This window comes from Aminobacter anthyllidis (assembly GCF_018555685.1).
Lineage (GTDB): Bacteria > Pseudomonadota > Alphaproteobacteria > Rhizobiales > Rhizobiaceae > Aminobacter > Aminobacter anthyllidis.
The window spans coordinates 121641-137295 of the sequence record NZ_JAFLWW010000012.1 but is presented as its reverse complement, the minus strand read 5'-3'; the positions used below and the strand labels follow the sequence as shown (position 1 = coordinate 137295).

Below are 15655 nucleotides of genomic sequence, written 5' to 3'. Positions count from 1 at the left end.
GAACTCCAATGGATCAACGGTTGCAGGCGTGAACCTGCGGCGATCCCCAAATCTGTCTCGGTACCTGAGAGCTTGACCGGATTCCGGCGTTCCCCTTCGGTGGGCGCGAGGCGCCTCTCTCCAGATTGTCCGGCACGAACGGTCACTGGTGCCTGAGAGTTTCCTTGGGGGGTTGCTCCGTCGGCGCCGGCTCTCGCCGATCTCTCCCGTTCCACCTTGTGGACACGGCATTAGTACCGCAGACAGGCGGAGTTTTAGTGCGAAATGTCCGGAGCAACGAAATGTGCCCGGCAAAATGTGCCCGGCAACGAAACGAACCTTTAAGTTAGCGTGGACACTTCATGCCTTCGGGAAAGAGAACGCATGAGGCGATCGCTTGATATCTTAGTAGATCCGAGGCAGTTGGCGTGAGGCCCGCTTGGTCAACAACTCCATGCCGCCTTCGGTCACCAGCACCGTTTCCTCGTGAAGAACGATCTTGCCGGGTTCGTACTCGAGCCCGGGCTCGATGCACAACACCATCCCGGCCTGCAGCACCGTTTGGTCCTCAACTTTGACGGACGGCGGCTCCGTGACCCGCAGGCCCAGGCCGTGGCCCATACGCCCGTTGCTGTTCAGGTCTTCCTCGCCAGAGGAGAGGACTTTCGCCATTGCCTGGAAGACGGAGGCAGCGGAAACCCCGGCACGGACTGACTTCAACCCGATCTCGTTTGCCTGCCAGACCTTTTCGTGCGCCTGCAGTAGCGCATCGGTTGCGTCGCCGACTTGGTAATTTCGATCATAATCGCAGTAGTAACCGTCGAACGTGGTTCCGGTGTCGATGAAGAGAAGGTCACCGTCGGCGATCTTGCGGTCGCGCGGGCCGCCGGTGATCTCGAAAGGACCGCCGATGTCCGAGCGGCAGATCACAACCGGGATCGAACTGGCGCCGCTTGAGTTCAGGCGAGCCCGGAACTCACGCTGGATGCGTTTTTCAGTGTCACCGATGCGAACGAAATCTGGAACCGTATCGTATACGCCCCCGGCGATATCGATGGCCGTCCTGATCCTCGCGACTTCGGCTTCGCTTTTGATCATACGAAGCTGCCATATCGCTTTCGATCCGTCGACCAGTTCGACACCCTGAAGCCCCTTCATAATATCCAGAACCTGGCTCACCGGCATGCCAACGCGCAACTCCATTCCGAGCTCAGCACCGACACGTCCAAAGCGGCGTGGCAACTCCGAGACCGCCTGGATCACGAGCGATGTGCCATCGTCGTCTCGCCGTGGTGACGGCCACGAGCGAATCTCCTTCACCCAAAGCGTTTCCATAATCGAACGGCCGATCTCGGGAACTATGGCGATCGGATCGCCTTCAGCCCGTACGAGAACGAACCAAGGTCTGGCGTAGCTCTCCCAAAAAGTGGAATCGATCCCAGTGAAATATCGGATGTTGTCCATGGACGACACGAGCAGCCCGTCGAGCTGGTGCTCCCTCATCGCCTGTTGAGCCCGCGAAACGCGAGATTGGAATTCTGATACTGTAAAACGCTCCACCTTTGCAATATCTTCCATGTTCTTCACCATGCGCGGCTGACTGAGGAGTACGATTATTCATTCTTGGATTTTGAAAGTAGGCAGTTTGCTTCACTCGGTTCCGATCGATGCCACCGCTCAGAATCAGGGAGGATCGCTTTTCCGCCCTCCGGTCATGCAGAGGATTCGCAGGGCGGCCGGCGCCTTGAAACGAAGCGTTGGTCCTCCACGTCTAGCTTCGACATTTCCATGAAAGCGAAATCTTCGGATGTTCTTCGAGGTCGACACGAGCCAGATCAGTGTGTCAACGACTTCACTAAACGGCTTCGCGGACCGCACTGAGAAACTGCTGAGTCCGCTCTTTCTTCGGGTCGCCGAAGAGTTCGTCGGGAGTTCCCTGCTCTTCGATCCGACCCTTGTAGAAGAAGCTCACCCGATCGGAGATTTGTCGCGCAAAGCCCATCTGGTGCGTGACCATCAACATCGTCAGGTTGTGCTCCGATACCAGCTTTTTGATCACTCCGGTAACCTCCCCGATCACCTCTGGATCCAGCGCCGACGTCACTTCATCGAACAGCATCACCTTGGGGCGCATAGCCAAGGCGCGCGCAATAGCAACGCGCTGTTGCTGGCCGCCGGACAGGCGCGAAGGATGCTGATCCCGCTTGTCGGCCATCCCGACCATCCGCAGGAGCTCTTCCGAGCGCTCGCGGGCTTCCTTTTTGGACAGGCCCAGAACATTGACCGGGCCCTCCATGCAATTTTCCAGTGCTGTCATGTGCGGAAAGAGGTGAAAGTGTTGGAAGCACATCCCGATCTTCGACCGCATCTTACGCAGGTGCCGCTGATTTGCGGGGACGAGTTTCGTGCCGTCGGACATGTGGGTTAGCGGCTCGCCGTCCACGTAAATCACGCCGTCGTTGATCGAATCCAGTGTCATCAAGGTACGGAGAACCGTCGTTTTTCCAGATCCCGAAGGGCCGATGATGGTGACCATTTCTCCTTCGGCGACGTCCAGATCAAGCGAGTCCAGAACGACGAGGCTCCCGTATCGCTTCGTGACCTTTCTGAAGCTGACCATGGGCACGTTGGCGCCTTCGAGGCGAAGCGGAAAAGATGCGTGGGTTTCATCGGTCATCAGGTTAGTCCCAATTTTCTTCGCATCCAGCCTTCGAATGCTCTGATCAACGCAGCGGTCGGCAGCGATATCGCAAGGAAAATGATGCCGACCAGTGTGTAAGGTTCAAGAAACCGGTACGTTTCCGCACCGATGGAGTTCGCTGCGTGCATCAGCTCGGCAACGCCGATGACTGATAGGATCGGAGTATCCTTGAAGATGCCGACTAGATAATTCCCCATCCCAGCGAGTGATGGCGGCAGAGCCTGAGGTATGACGATGCGGAAATACGTCCTGGTCGTAGAGAGGTTCAGAGATGTTGCGGCTTCCCACTGACCCTTTGGTACGGAGTCGATACCGCCTCTATATACTTCCGACAGGTAGGCCGCGTAGTGAACGCCGATAGAAAGCATTCCGGCAACCCATGGCGATAACGTGATGCCGAATTGAGGGGCGACGTAAAAGACGAAGAATACCTGCAGAACCAATGGCGTCGAGCGGACGAACTCGATGATTTCTCGTACGCTGGCAGTGAAGATGGGTGACCGCGTTCGCTGAAGAAGGGCCAGGACGAGGCCTAGGACAACGGCTATCGCGTAGCCAAGCCCAGCCGCAAGTATCGTGTTGACTGTGGCTGATAGCAACCTTGGTAGGATCGTCCAGGTGAAATCCCAATCCCAATTCAGCACGGCCTCACGCCTCTCCCATCTTGCGCGCCATGAACCGTTCAAGCCATCTCATCGAGGGCGTGATCAGGAAGCGAGCGACGACATAGTAGATGATCAGGGCGGTCCCGAAGCTTTGCGCCGAGAGGAAAGTCGAGGAGTTGATCTGTTTTGCCTGAAACGTCAGATCCGCCACGGCAATCAGTGCGACCAGGGCGGTGCTTTTCAATAGCTCAATCATGAGATTGCCCCAGGGAGGGAGCATGATCAGGAGAGCTTGAGGAAGTATAATGCGACGCATGCGCTGTACGCCTGACATGTTGAGTGCAAGCGCGGCTTCCCACTGACCGCGGGCAACCGATAGAATTGCCCCGCGCACCAATTCCGATCCGTAAGCGCCGAGGTTCAAGCCGACCGCGATGAAACCAGCCGTGAATTTTTCAAGAGTGAACCCGAAGAGCGGCAGAACAAAGAAAATCCAGTAGAGCTGCACGAGCAGGGAGGTGCCTCGAAAAATTTCGACATACACGGCCGCGACACTGCGGACGAAGCGATTTGGCGATAAACGCATTAAGCCAGCAATGAGCGCAATCGAAACAGCCAAGGCGGCCGCGATGATCGTCAATATGATCGTGATGAGTGTCCCGCTCAGAATGCGTTCGCCATACTGGCTGATGAACTCAAAATATGACATGCCGCTAGAGCTTTCCCTCCAGCGCCGTTCAACTGGAGCGTTCGCCCGTGAGGGCATTTGCTACCAAATAGGCGCGGCGAACCTAACACTAGGTTCGCCGCATGAGATTGACTACCTGTTTGCGCAGATCCAGTCAGCTTTTTCGTCCCCGGGCAGCAGGGTCTTGCTATAGCCGTACTCAGCTACAGCCTTCATCATCTCGTCAGAACCGAGATATTCCTTAAGAGCCTTGTTGAAAGCCGGGATGAAATCGGCGTCTTCCTTCCGGAAGCCAATCGCGCCCCAGTTGAAAAGTTCCTTCGGCATCGCCGAGGGATCAGTTGCTTCGAGCTCTCCATTCGTGCTGGACGCAAGTTGCTCCACTACGACGGATGTGCTCGCTCCAACGTCCGCACGCCCTGCCTTGACCGCAGCAAGAAGCTCAACGGGGCTCGGCACTTCCATTATCTTGGCAGGATCAACGCCAGCGGCCTTGGCATTTTCAATGTTGGCCGTACCGGTCGCGGCAACAATTGTGGCCCCGCTCTTCTTCACGTCATCGTAGTTGCGAAGACCCTTCGGGTTGCCCTTCGGAACAATAAATGCATCTGACATTTTGAAGATAGGCTCGGAGAAGGCCACATTCTTGCATCGCGAGGCGAGGATGAACATGCCACCGGTGATGATATCGGATCGCCCAGCTTGCAAGGCTGGTATCAGTCCACCCCATTCGGTCTGCACCGACTCGATATTGGTGTACCCCATCTTCTTCAGGATGCCCAAAGTCATTATGTTGACGAAGCCGGTGGGCTTACCATCCTTGCCGAGGTATGCGCCGGGTACTTCATCGGAAAAACCGAGCCGGATCGGCTCGCCCTTCGCTATCCTTTGGGAAAGCGGACCGGGATTGGTTTGAGCTGATGCAAAGTTCGCCTGAAGGGCGATAACCCCCACGGCTATTGCGGAGGCTGCTTGGATGAGGAGTCTGCGGGTAATGATGATCGACATGATATTCCCCTTTTTGATCCCGCTTTTGGCGGGTTTCAGCTTACGCACCGCGTAGCGTTCTTAACGCCCCGGTCGCCTTAACACTGACACCAGATGCTGTAAGTTTTCCTCCAAAAACGAGATCGGGATGCAACGCCTGGCGCAGTTCGCTCCAGTCGGTGAAACATACTGCTCTATCAGCAGCGGAACTTTGTCGCCAGCTATAGGGAGCATCGCGTATTGATAAGTAGGCGCTTCGGGGCAGATGGTCGCCAAATCATCGCCCGTCGCGCAAACGGTAGGCGATTGGTCGGCATTTCACTTTCCGCCGCTGAATGGGGCATTTGTTTCACAATGGCGGCCCTTTTGCGCAAAACGCCCTATCGAACGGCTGTAGCCTTTCTAATGTTAGCTTAGCGAGCTGGTCATTCCCGAAGGGTGCGCGGATCAGGCTGGAGAGCGTTGGCAATGCCATTGAGCAGGCGGAGCGTGCCGGCTATGACGATAGTCGGCAAGGAAAAGCCGTACAAGCCGGCAAATCCCCCCTGAGATTGTTGGCGATCCCGAAATCGATCTCAAGACCTTGCTTGCAGGCTGAGGTCACGGGATCAAGCGGATCAAGCCCACCACTACTGGGTAATTTGACCGACTTGCTCCGTGACCAGGGGGCTCGCCGACCCGCGGGCCAGACAGGCTTTTGTTCGCCCGCGATCTCTAACGTCGGTCAAATCCCGTGCAATTGTTCTCGTAATATTGAGCTGGCTAAACGATGATATCGACTGAAGAAGCACAGGCGCCACTTTGGGCTCCGAAGTCCTGCCAGATCGAGCAGAGCCCACTATCCAGCTTCGCAGCCCAGGCTTCTTCTCGCTTCGACCTCTCTTTGGGGTCGTATTTTACGCTCCATCGCTGGTCGATCGACGACCGCGAGGCGTTCTGGAGCCTTGTCTGGGACTCCTGCGAGCTTGTCGGCCACAAGGGCGAGCGCGTACTTGTCGATGGCGAAAAGATGCCGGGTGCCTCGTTCTTTCCCGACGCGACCCTGAACTTCGCAGAGAATCTCTTGAAGAAGACCGGGGCCGGGGAGGCCATCGTCTTTCGCGGCGAGGACAAGGTCGAGCGCCGGCTCTCCTGGAATGAGCTCCATGCGCTGACCTCGCGCCTGCAGCAGCTGTTCGTGTCGCTCGGGGTCAAAGAAGGCGACCGCATCGCCGCGATGATGCCCAATATGCCTGAGACCGTCGCCGCCATGCTGGCCGCGGCCTCGATCGGCGCCGTCTGGTCGTCCTGCTCGCCCGATTTCGGCGAGCAGGGCGTGCTCGACCGCTTCGGCCAGATTGAGCCGGTCGTCTTCATCGCACCGGATGGCTATTGGTATAGTGGCAAGGCGATCGAGGTCGCCGACAAGGTGCGCGCCGTGGCCGAGAAGCTCGCGAGCGTGCGCAAGGTGCTCATCGTCGACTATCTCGGCACGTCAAGCGATGTCGCCGCCACCATCGACAAGGCGGCCGCGCTCGAAGAGGCGCTCTCGTCCTTCGCCGCCAGGACGGTCAGCTTCGAGCGGCTGCCCTTCGCCCATCCGCTCTACATCCTGTTCTCCTCGGGCACGACCGGCATTCCCAAATGCATCGTCCACTCGGCCGGCGGAACGCTGATCCAGCATGTCAAGGAACACCGGCTGCATGCCGGTCTCCTCGACGGCGATCGCTTCTTCTACTTCACCACTTGCGGCTGGATGATGTGGAACTGGCTGGTCTCGGGCCTCGCCTCCGGCGCGACGCTTCTGCTCTACGACGGCTCGCCCTTCTATCCCGATGGCAATGCGCTGTTCGATTTCGCCGACGCCGAGGAAATGACCTTCTTCGGCACCTCGGCCAAGTTCATCGATTCCGTGCGTAAGGCCGGTCTCAAGCCGATCCGCACGCATGATCTGTCCACGGTGCGCGCCATCTCCTCCACGGGGTCGCCGCTGTCGCCGGAGGATTTTCGCTTCGTCTATGACGGCATCAAGAAGGACGTGCATCTGGCCTCGGTTTCCGGCGGCACCGACATCGTCTCCTGCTTTGTGCTCGGCGTGCCGACCCTGCCGGTCTGGACCGGCGAGATCCAGGGGCCGGGCCTCGGCCTCGCCGTCGATGTCTGGGACGATGACGGCAAATCAATCCGCCAGGAAAAGGGCGAACTGGTCTGCACCAAGGCGTTCCCGTCGATGCCGATCGGCTTCTGGAACGACCCTGACGGCAAGAAATACCAGGCGGCGTATTTCGAGCGGTTCGACAATGTCTGGTGCCATGGCGACTTCGCCGAATGGACGGCCCATGGGGGCATGATCATCCATGGCCGCTCGGATGCGACTCTCAATCCGGGCGGGGTCCGGATCGGCACGGCCGAAATCTACAATCAGGTCGAGCAGATGCCGGAAATCCTCGAGGCGCTCTGCATCGGCCAGGATTTCGACAATGACGTCCGCGTCGTGCTGTTCGTGCGCCTAGCCGCCGGCGTTAGCCTGGACGAGGCTCTGGAAAAGCGCATCTGCGCCAGGATTCGCACCGGCGCCAGCCCGCGTCATGTGCCGGCCAGGATCGTCGCGGTCACCGACATTCCGCGCACCAAGTCCGGCAAGATCACCGAGCTGGCGGTGCGCGACGTGGTTCACGGCCGTGCCGTGAAGAACAAGGAAGCGCTCGCCAACCCCGAGGCGCTGCAGCTGTTCAGGAACCTGCCGCAGCTGGCGGTCTGAGTGTGTGAAACCAGTCCGTACCAAACCCCGATGAATGCCTTACGCGCCGACGAAGGGCGCCGGAACGCCTCGCCACAGACACGAACCTTTGCGAGGCCGGGTGTCGCGAACGCCACGCGGTACCATTGCTCTGAAGGACTTGGCCGGCACCCCATCCGGCCTGCGCATTATCAAGCGCAGAAGCGGCTCCCCTTCTATCGTAATCGGGCGGACCGTTACTACCAGTTCTCTCGATCAAGCGTTTCAGGCGTCCGCACTGAGCGCGTTCCGCCACATGGCTGGGCTGCTAAAATAGGTGTTATATTTCAATGTGTTAGGAAAGTTCCATAACTAATATTATGCAACTTTAGCGTGTCGCAATTCATACATCAACCTGAACTTGTTAGGTTCCAGAGGTGGAAGAATGGCCTGCCGCCCTATTCAATCGCCACATAGAACGGCTTGCTGACTCCCACGAGAGACCTGTCCTGCTTTCTGATCACAAAGGCCTCAGCAATGTGAACGCCTCGATATTGCAGAGTTTCCCAGCGTTGGCCGTGGGTGTCGGAGCTTTCAAAGCCACCTCGCAGCTGACCCCTTTGTCTTGCTTCCTCATCGGTGTTAGTGACGCGCCACTGCACGTCAAAGTCTGTGGGGAACGGGAGACCCGTTGCCGTCACAGCTCGAAACTCGATCGCACGACCCGCCGGCAGCAATTCGAGCGACTGAACATCTCGGATCCTATTGTAGCCCTTGGATTGATAAAGGGACGCCTTGATGTTTACGGCTATGCCCTGTCCGGGCGACCGTCGCCATTTGGGCTGCCGCATATAGGGTAGATGCGGAAAGTCCGGGGTGATCACCCTCCCCCCATAACGCTTCAGCAGGGCAATCAAATCGCCCGCCACGTCGGCCAGTGCGCCTGCAGATTCCGTAATGATATTTGCTGCGGCTTTGGATACGGACACTGCCGCCTCGGTGTCGACGTTCTTCGCAAACTTGTCGCCAAAGACTCGGCGCCATTTGCTGATGCTCTCATTCTGGTTCGGCTCGTCGTAAGCTTCGTCGACCCACTGCCGGTAGGTGTGAATTTTGTCCCGGAGATTTGTCCACTGTTCTTGGGCCAGGCCGGCTGCGAAGTCCTCATTCCACAGGTATGGGTTGCGAACGGCAGGTTTGGTCGCGTTGATCTGAAGCCAATCGTCCCAGCGGCCGAATATTGTCTTCAGCGCGGTCGGGACGTCGGCCACATAGGCCTGGCCGCTGTCCTGGCTTGTCACCCGCTCGCCGAGCATGGTGGTCAACAGCACCGACGAGCAGGTAAATCGGGTCTTGATGTCCCGCATGTACTTGATCAGCCTGGTGACCTTCCTGAACGTGTTCGATCCCGTCCACCCGTTCCGCTCGATCAGCCAGGCCGTGTATTGCTGCGGCTCCGTTCGCTCGAAAACGTTTGCATCACGATTGCAGACTTCAAGCTGGCCGTTGACGAGCCGGCCGACCACGCACGGGGCGACATCGATCTTCTTGTCGTTGGCATAGGTTACTGTGACGCAGTGCGACCACCGCCTGACCATTTCTCGGTAGGTGTCGCTGGCGCGGAACTGGGCATAGAGATCGTTGATGTAATCTTTGGCCTCCCACCCTTCGACAGGATTTACATAAACGAGAAGGTCAGCGTCGAACTCACCTTTGTCGACGGGCTTGATGATGGTCTTGTGCGCCCAGGATCCTTGCGGCACCCAGTCAACGATAATGTCGGCCCACTCGGATCCGTCGATATAGGCCTCGATCGCGTCGATGCTGGTTTCGAGGCTTCCGATGCGTGTCTGGTTGAGGTTGACTTCATCTTTCAGGAAGTCGCCGAAATGATTGAGCAACTTCATGCGTGCACTACGACCTGATGGACGTTGGCGATATATTCGTCCCACATGCGGTTGAGCTTCGGGGCTGAGAGGTCATAAGCCCAAGGGACGACTTCCGGGGCGCTTCCGACGGCCGCATTGTAGTCCCCCATGATCATCATCACGTCGTGCAGGGGATAATTGTCCTTGCGCGCGATCTGCAGCCTGGTCTTGACGCGCTCGATCTCGGCGGCGGCGCTACGGTGAGCGAGGCAGGCGCCCAGAACGTCCGTGGACATCCAGAACACCATCAGCGCGAGGAAAATCCGCATGATGATGAGGGCCGTAGCATGTTCGACATACGGCAGAGCCGCGAATGCAACCGCTGCGAAGGCCACGACAAGCACGACAAACAGGGCCATCATCGCGAATGCGCTGATTTTCTGCAGTGCGGCTGTGTAGAATGCCGACTCGTGAAGCATTTCGGCGAGGCGCGCGGGACCCGCCGGGATCCGGGTATTGTAATAGTCGGCCTTGATCGACGCTTCGGCTTCTTCCTCGCTGATCGTCATCTTAGCCCGGAACGCGAGGGTTTCGTCGGCCGACATTTTGTACCCAAGGCCACCAACGAGCAGGGCCGTTCGCCTCGCGGTCTCGGCCGCGTCCCGAGTACGCTGGTAGCGGCTGTAAGCCAGCCACCATATCACCAACAGGACCACGGCACCGATGGTCAGGAAATAGGTCAATGTCTCGTCGATTGTGATGACCGAGATAGCGCCCGGCAAAGCCACAAGCAGTTGCAGCCAAAACAAGAACACACGGTGGCTCGCGGCACTCTTATATTCTTTGCGCAGGTATCCGACGAGTATTTCGGGCGAAAGCGACATTGTTTCCCTCGGCAATAAAAAAATCAATGCCGAAGATTTGGTGGTCGCTTTGAAAGAATGTAAGGGTAAAAAAGATGTTTACACAAAAAAATTTGCTCTTCGGTCCTGCAGGGCGAAACATCGCATCAAACTGAGAGCGGAGCGAGGGGTCGGCTGCTCCACGTCGCGTAGGCCGTCCACGGCCTGCTGCATTCAACAAGCGTCCATATCGGACCGCCGTGCAGTCCGATCCCGATCGACCATGTCCGCGCACTTCGCCAGCTCGCACCCATGAGGCGCTCAACCGCCTCGCAGTGCCTGCCGCTCGAGGCCGGACCATACCGGCCTCGCTCCCCTGCCCTCTCGGCGCACTCACTTACGCGGCATGCAATAGACACCCTCGGATTCCATCAGTACCGCGCCACCCTTCAACTCGCTCAGTGCGCCGACCCACGCTTCGGAATAAGTGCGGCTGGCATCCACGGCCGTCAGCCAGAGTACGCGATTGTCGGCCAGTTCGACTTTGACTTCCTGCTGCAAAGGGCTTGCCTGCACGGTCTGTTGATAGTGGCGTTTGATCCTGACATTGCTGGCCGGGAACTCAGCTTCGTTGCTGCCGTAGTTCAGCACAAATCCAGTGTGGTCCTCAGCCACCGAGCAACTGCCATCACGCTCACACACGATTTTGGCGGCGGTCTTGCAATCCCATTTCAGTGAAGCGGGCCACATAGGATTGTCCACGCCTGAGCGCGGCTTGTCGCTCTGACTAGCCGCCGCCGTCAACACTGGGCCTGTGTTCAAAATCACCGTGGACAGGAGAAGCGCCTTGAACACTACAAACCTCCCTGAATTGCGACCCCATCGTGCATCGTCCTGCGTGATCGCCCGGCTCATGGCATGTTGAGATTGAACCAGCTTTCCTGGCGCACGCCGTTCGCGTCATCATACTCGATGAACCAGGGCTTTCCGCGCATCGGTCGAGGGATGGCGTAGTAGGTGGGGCCATTACCAAGGGAATGCCCTCGATCATTCCCCGCGGTCTGGATTGTTGCCGTCACCACCTTACCGTCGATTTCGACTTGGACCTGACGTGATCCGTCTCCATGATGCCCGCCGAGGGCGTTGTTTTTGAAAACGACGGGCAGGGAGAGCCTATCGGCCGCGATGCGGCAGATGTTCCGTTCTTGACCTAAGCCCGGCCGATCGGATTCGGAGCTGGCAACTGCTTGCCAGCCAGACGGACAATCCTCATACTTCTCAAATCTCGCCGCGCTGGAGTTGGCTTGCGGACAGGTCGGCCAATTAAAACCCGGGGCTTCCATCGCCGCAATCAACTTGTAAATTGGCGGGTGGCACGAGGGGGTGCCTTGCCAGTCGCCGGAAAGACATAGGAGTACCTGACAGCCCCATTCCGACGCTTTTGATTGGGATGGAAGAGCTGCGGCGCCCGCGATGGCGACGGCACCCCCCAGCAGGAATTTTAGTATGGTCATAGCCTTTTCCTCGCTGCAGATTTGACAGTTTACTATGGATGATCCGCGCGAAAAAGGACAGGTCAAAAAGGCAGGTTTGTGCGACTACATCGATTTATGAAACGAGACGACGGAGGCGTGGTCAACAACCCGTTGCGCGTCAACATTGCTCTGATGCTTGAGCGGGAGAGAGCCAAACGCGGCCTATCCCATATGCATATGGCCGAGCTGTTTCGGACCGCCGACGGCGAGAAACTCGCCTACCGAACCTATATTCAGACTGTGCGTCAGAAAAATAATGTCACATTGACGACGCTGCAGATTATGGCAAACGGCTTGCAAGTGTCTGTTGCAGGACTGCTCGCCGGCCGTAAGAAAGTTCCGGAATGGGCGCATCGGTTGGACGAAAATGCGATCCGCAAACGACTGGCGCGCATCATTGATTTTGAGCGACAACGACGTACTTTGCACCGCTATGAGATGGCCGAACTCATCGGCGTGGCGGAGGCGACGTTCACGAAACTGCAACGGGCAAGCGGCAACATCAGCGTGGACACGATTGCCGCGATCGCCAAGGCGTTGAAACTTGGTCCAGTGACCTTCCTCTTTTCCGAAAAGATCCCGCCAACCGCTGATCTAGCTGTTTTCGACAAAGTGGAGAAGTAGGCTTCTATTCGAGAGCCGATCCAGCATAGACCCAGCAAAAATGAAAGCGCACTGATGGCAATTTCACATGGGGCCTGATTGCATACACCTCCGCGCGGTCGGCCCTTCGGGTGCCGGATTTGGCTAGACTGCTCGTCGATAGGTCCAGAGCTGTGCCGGTGGTATGTTACGGACGACGAAGTCATAGTGAGAAACCACGTAGCGGTCGGGCATCTTGATCACCGGCGACAGAGGCCCATAGGTGATTTGAATTACCGGCCGTCCGGCAGGAATGCGGGCAAGCAGATCCTCAATCAGGGCAACGCGCTGTTCCATAGGAAAGCTCAACAGCGGGACTGCACTGACCACGCAATCGAATTGTTCACCCCTGCGCTCACCCAGAACTTCATTCAGCGCAAATGCGTTGCCCAATCTGAAGTCCACGCCCGGGAAGCGTTGCACCAGGCCGTCGTAGAAATTCCTAGAGTTTTCGACCGACACCAACTGATGCGGTTTGATGCCCCTCTCCAGGATTGCCATTGGTGATGACGCCGGTTCCCGCGCCAAGCTCTAGGATCGGCATTCCGGACCGCGGGTTGATGACGCTTGCCATCCGGCGCGCCGCATAAATCGAAGTGGGGATGAGGGCTCCTACGCCCTTCTTGTCCTTCTGCCAGGCTTTGAAGAATTGCACTTCTTCATCAAACCTCTTGCCGAGCAGCTCCTTCAGTCGGAAAACCATATCCACTCCTTGCTTGCGCCCTCACCCTAGGTCATCTGGCAAAGCGCGTTGTGGCCAAGCTCTGCGATATTTGCAAGCCCGTTACGACTTGCTTGCGGTTAGAGCCCGGTACTGGCAGTCACGAACAGCGAGGGCCTCTTGCGGTCGCATGGCAGCGCGATTTTCGTCTTCGCCCGTGCCCCTCTTCCTTCTTGACTAGGATGAGCCGGTAGCCTATCTCACAGCCGCGTTAGCACTCGACACCTCTGAGTGCTAACAACGCTCCGGCAACCGACGACCTCTCAATCTCCGCACCAGGGAAATCCAAAAAATGGCAAAGTCGAAGTTCCGCCCGCTTCATGACCGCGTGGTCGTTCGCCGGGTCGAATCCGAAGCGAAGACCGCCGGCGGGATCATCATCCCCGATACGGCAAAGGAAAAGCCGCAGGAAGGCGAGATCATCGCCGTCGGCTCCGGCGCTCGTGACGAAGCGGGCAAGCTCGTGCCCCTGGACGTCAAGGCTGGCGACCGCATCCTGTTCGGCAAGTGGTCGGGCACCGAAGTCAAGCTCAATGGCGAAGACCTTCTGATCATGAAGGAATCCGACATCATGGGCATCATCGGCTGATTATCGGCCTCACCGTCAACTGAATTTCGGGCTTGATCCCAAGCCCCTGCCAGGAGCTAAAACATGGCTGCCAAAGACGTAAAATTCTCCCGCGACGCCCGCGAGCGCATGCTGCGCGGCATCAATATCCTCGCCGATGCGGTCAAGGTCACGCTCGGTCCCAAGGGCCGCAACGTCGTCATCGACAAGTCGTTCGGCGCCCCGCGCATCACCAAGGACGGCGTCACCGTCGCCAAGGAAATCGAGCTTGAAGACAAGTTCGAGAACATGGGCGCGCAGATGATCCGCGAAGTCGCTTCGAAGACCAACGACATCGCCGGCGACGGCACCACGACCGCGACCGTTCTGGCGCAGTCGATCGTCCAGGAAGGCCACAAGGCGGTTGCCGCCGGCATGAACCCGATGGACCTGAAGCGCGGCATCGATCTGGCCGTGACCGAAGTCGTCGCTCACCTCGTGAAGAACGCCAAGAAGATCAAGACCTCGGAAGAGGTTGCCCAGGTCGGCACCATCGCCGGCAATGGCGACGAGTCGGTCGGCAAGATGATCGCCAAAGCGATGCAGAAGGTCGGCAATGAGGGCGTCATCACGGTCGAGGAAGCCAAGACCGCCGAGACCGAACTCGAAGTCGTCGAAGGCATGCAGTTCGACCGCGGCTACCTGTCGCCCTACTTCGTCACCAACGCCGACAAGATGGTTGCGGATCTGGAAGACGTTTACATTCTCCTCCACGAGAAGAAGCTCTCCAACCTGCAGGCCATGCTGCCGATCCTCGAGGCTGTCGTGCAGACCTCGAAGCCGCTGGTCATCATCTCGGAAGACGTCGAAGGCGAGGCTCTGGCCACGCTCGTCGTCAACAAGCTGCGTGGCGGCCTGAAGATCGCCGCCGTCAAGGCGCCGGGCTTCGGTGATCGCCGCAAGGCCATGCTGGAGGACATCGCGATCCTCACCGGTGGCCAGGTCATTTCGGAAGACCTCGGCATCAAGCTCGAGAATGTCGGCCTCAACATGCTCGGCCGCGCCAAGAAGGTGTCGATCTCCAAGGAGAACACCACCATCGTCGACGGCGCCGGCAAGAAGGCCGAGATCCAGGGCCGCGTTGCCCAGATCAAGCAGCAGATCGAGGAGACCACCTCGGACTACGACAAGGAGAAGCTGCAGGAACGTCTGGCCAAGTTGGCCGGCGGCGTTGCCGTGATCCGCGTCGGCGGTGCGACCGAGATCGAAGTCAAGGAAAAGAAGGACCGCGTCGATGACGCCCTCAACGCGACCCGTGCGGCCGTCGAAGAAGGCATCGTTCCCGGCGGCGGCGTCGCTCTGCTGCGCGCTTCGCTGAGCATCAAGGCTGTCGGCGCCAATTCCGACCAGACCGCTGGCATCGCCATCGTTCGTCGTGCGCTGCAGGCTCCGGCCCGCCAGATCGCGGCCAACGCCGGTGCGGAAGCATCGATCGTTGCCGGCAAGATCCTCGACAACAAGGACGCGACCTTCGGCTACAACGCCCAGACCGGCGAATATGGCGACATGATCGCCATGGGTATCGTCGATCCGGTCAAGGTCGTTCGCACGGCTCTCCAGGACGCGGCTTCGGTCGCCGGCCTGCTCGTCACCACCGAAGCCATGATCGCCGAAGCTCCAAAGAAGGAAGCGGCTGGCGGCGGCATGCCTGGCGGCATGGGCGGCGGCGGCATGGGCGGTATGGGTGGCATGGGCTTTTAAAGGTCCAGGCATCTCGACAATTTCGAAAGGGCGGCAAGCAATGCCGCCCTTTCTTCGTGCCCTTGCGCCGGTTGTCGGCGA

Annotated in this window: 13 protein-coding genes, 1 pseudogene and 2 riboswitches; of the genes and pseudogenes, 4 read left to right on the top strand and 10 right to left on the bottom strand. The window is 58.4% G+C overall.

The annotated features are described in order from the left end of the window. Positions 1-49: 49 nt before the first annotated feature. A riboswitch (glycine riboswitch) is annotated at positions 50-127 on the bottom strand. Between the two features lie 2 nt (positions 128-129). Continuing rightward, positions 130-219: riboswitch (glycine riboswitch) on the bottom strand. 165 nt (positions 220-384) lie between these two features. From J1C56_RS28895 to ehuB, 5 genes are all read right to left on the bottom strand, one after another. After that, positions 385-1569: a M24 family metallopeptidase gene (locus J1C56_RS28895; RefSeq protein WP_246592094.1), complete on the bottom strand. Its 1185-nt coding sequence runs from the start codon at positions 1567-1569 to the stop codon at positions 385-387. A 265-nt stretch (positions 1570-1834) separates the two neighbouring features. Continuing rightward, positions 1835-2599, bottom strand: coding sequence for an ectoine/hydroxyectoine ABC transporter ATP-binding protein EhuA (gene ehuA, locus J1C56_RS28890; RefSeq protein WP_214393440.1), 765 nt, complete (start codon positions 2597-2599; stop codon positions 1835-1837). A gap of 56 nt (positions 2600-2655) precedes the next feature. Further along, entirely contained in the window at positions 2656-3366 is a 711-nt protein-coding gene (gene ehuD, locus J1C56_RS28885) for an ectoine/hydroxyectoine ABC transporter permease subunit EhuD (RefSeq protein ID WP_246592092.1), read from the bottom strand. Continuing rightward, entirely contained in the window at positions 3329-3994 is a 666-nt protein-coding gene (ehuC, locus tag J1C56_RS28880) for an ectoine/hydroxyectoine ABC transporter permease subunit EhuC (protein ID WP_214393398.1), read from the bottom strand. The genes ehuD and ehuC overlap by 38 nt, the downstream gene beginning before the upstream one ends. A 111-nt stretch (positions 3995-4105) precedes the next feature. Next, positions 4106-4981 carry an ectoine/hydroxyectoine ABC transporter substrate-binding protein EhuB gene (gene ehuB / locus J1C56_RS28875; RefSeq protein ID WP_214393397.1) on the bottom strand — a complete coding sequence of 292 codons (876 nt, stop codon included), beginning with the start codon at positions 4979-4981 and terminating at the stop codon, positions 4106-4108. A 748-nt stretch (positions 4982-5729) separates the two neighbouring features. Between ehuB and J1C56_RS28870 the strand changes: the two genes are divergently transcribed. Then, positions 5730-7700 carry an acetoacetate--CoA ligase gene (locus tag J1C56_RS28870; protein ID WP_214393396.1) on the top strand — a complete coding sequence of 657 codons (1971 nt, stop codon included), beginning with the start codon at positions 5730-5732 and terminating at the stop codon, positions 7698-7700. Positions 7701-8116: 416 nt separating this feature from the next. On the opposite strand, the gene J1C56_RS28865 is transcribed toward J1C56_RS28870, so the two are convergent. The 4 genes from J1C56_RS28865 to J1C56_RS28850 form a co-directional block, all read right to left on the bottom strand. Continuing rightward, the gene (locus J1C56_RS28865; RefSeq protein ID WP_214393395.1) at positions 8117-9565 is read right to left on the bottom strand and encodes an SMODS domain-containing nucleotidyltransferase; all 1449 of its coding nucleotides are present in this window, start codon (positions 9563-9565) and stop codon (positions 8117-8119) included. Further along, the gene (locus tag J1C56_RS28860) at positions 9562-10410 is read right to left on the bottom strand and encodes a hypothetical protein (RefSeq protein WP_214393394.1); all 849 of its coding nucleotides are present in this window, start codon (positions 10408-10410) and stop codon (positions 9562-9564) included. Before J1C56_RS28860 ends, J1C56_RS28865 begins: the two co-directional genes overlap by 4 nt. A 351-nt stretch (positions 10411-10761) precedes the next feature. After that, positions 10762-11223: a hypothetical protein gene (locus J1C56_RS28855; RefSeq protein WP_214393393.1), complete on the bottom strand. Its 462-nt coding sequence runs from the start codon at positions 11221-11223 to the stop codon at positions 10762-10764. A 56-nt stretch (positions 11224-11279) separates the two neighbouring features. Further along, entirely contained in the window at positions 11280-11882 is a 603-nt protein-coding gene (locus tag J1C56_RS28850; protein ID WP_214393392.1) for a hypothetical protein, read from the bottom strand. A gap of 117 nt (positions 11883-11999) precedes the next feature. Between J1C56_RS28850 and J1C56_RS28845 the strand changes: the two genes are divergently transcribed. After that, positions 12000-12527 carry a helix-turn-helix domain-containing protein gene (locus J1C56_RS28845; RefSeq protein ID WP_338001523.1) on the top strand — a complete coding sequence of 176 codons (528 nt, stop codon included), beginning with the start codon at positions 12000-12002 and terminating at the stop codon, positions 12525-12527. 123 nt (positions 12528-12650) lie between these two features. Here J1C56_RS28845 and pmtA read toward each other — a convergent pair. Next, positions 12651-13248, bottom strand: a pseudogene (gene pmtA / locus J1C56_RS28840) (phospholipid N-methyltransferase PmtA). Between the two features lie 310 nt (positions 13249-13558). Between pmtA and groES the strand changes: the two are divergent. Next, positions 13559-13855: a co-chaperone GroES gene (gene groES, locus J1C56_RS28835; protein WP_214393390.1), complete on the top strand. Its 297-nt coding sequence runs from the start codon at positions 13559-13561 to the stop codon at positions 13853-13855. Between the two features lie 63 nt (positions 13856-13918). Beyond that, the gene (gene groL, locus J1C56_RS28830; RefSeq protein ID WP_214393389.1) at positions 13919-15574 is read left to right on the top strand and encodes a chaperonin GroEL; all 1656 of its coding nucleotides are present in this window, start codon (positions 13919-13921) and stop codon (positions 15572-15574) included. Positions 15575-15655: the final 81 nt, after the last annotated feature.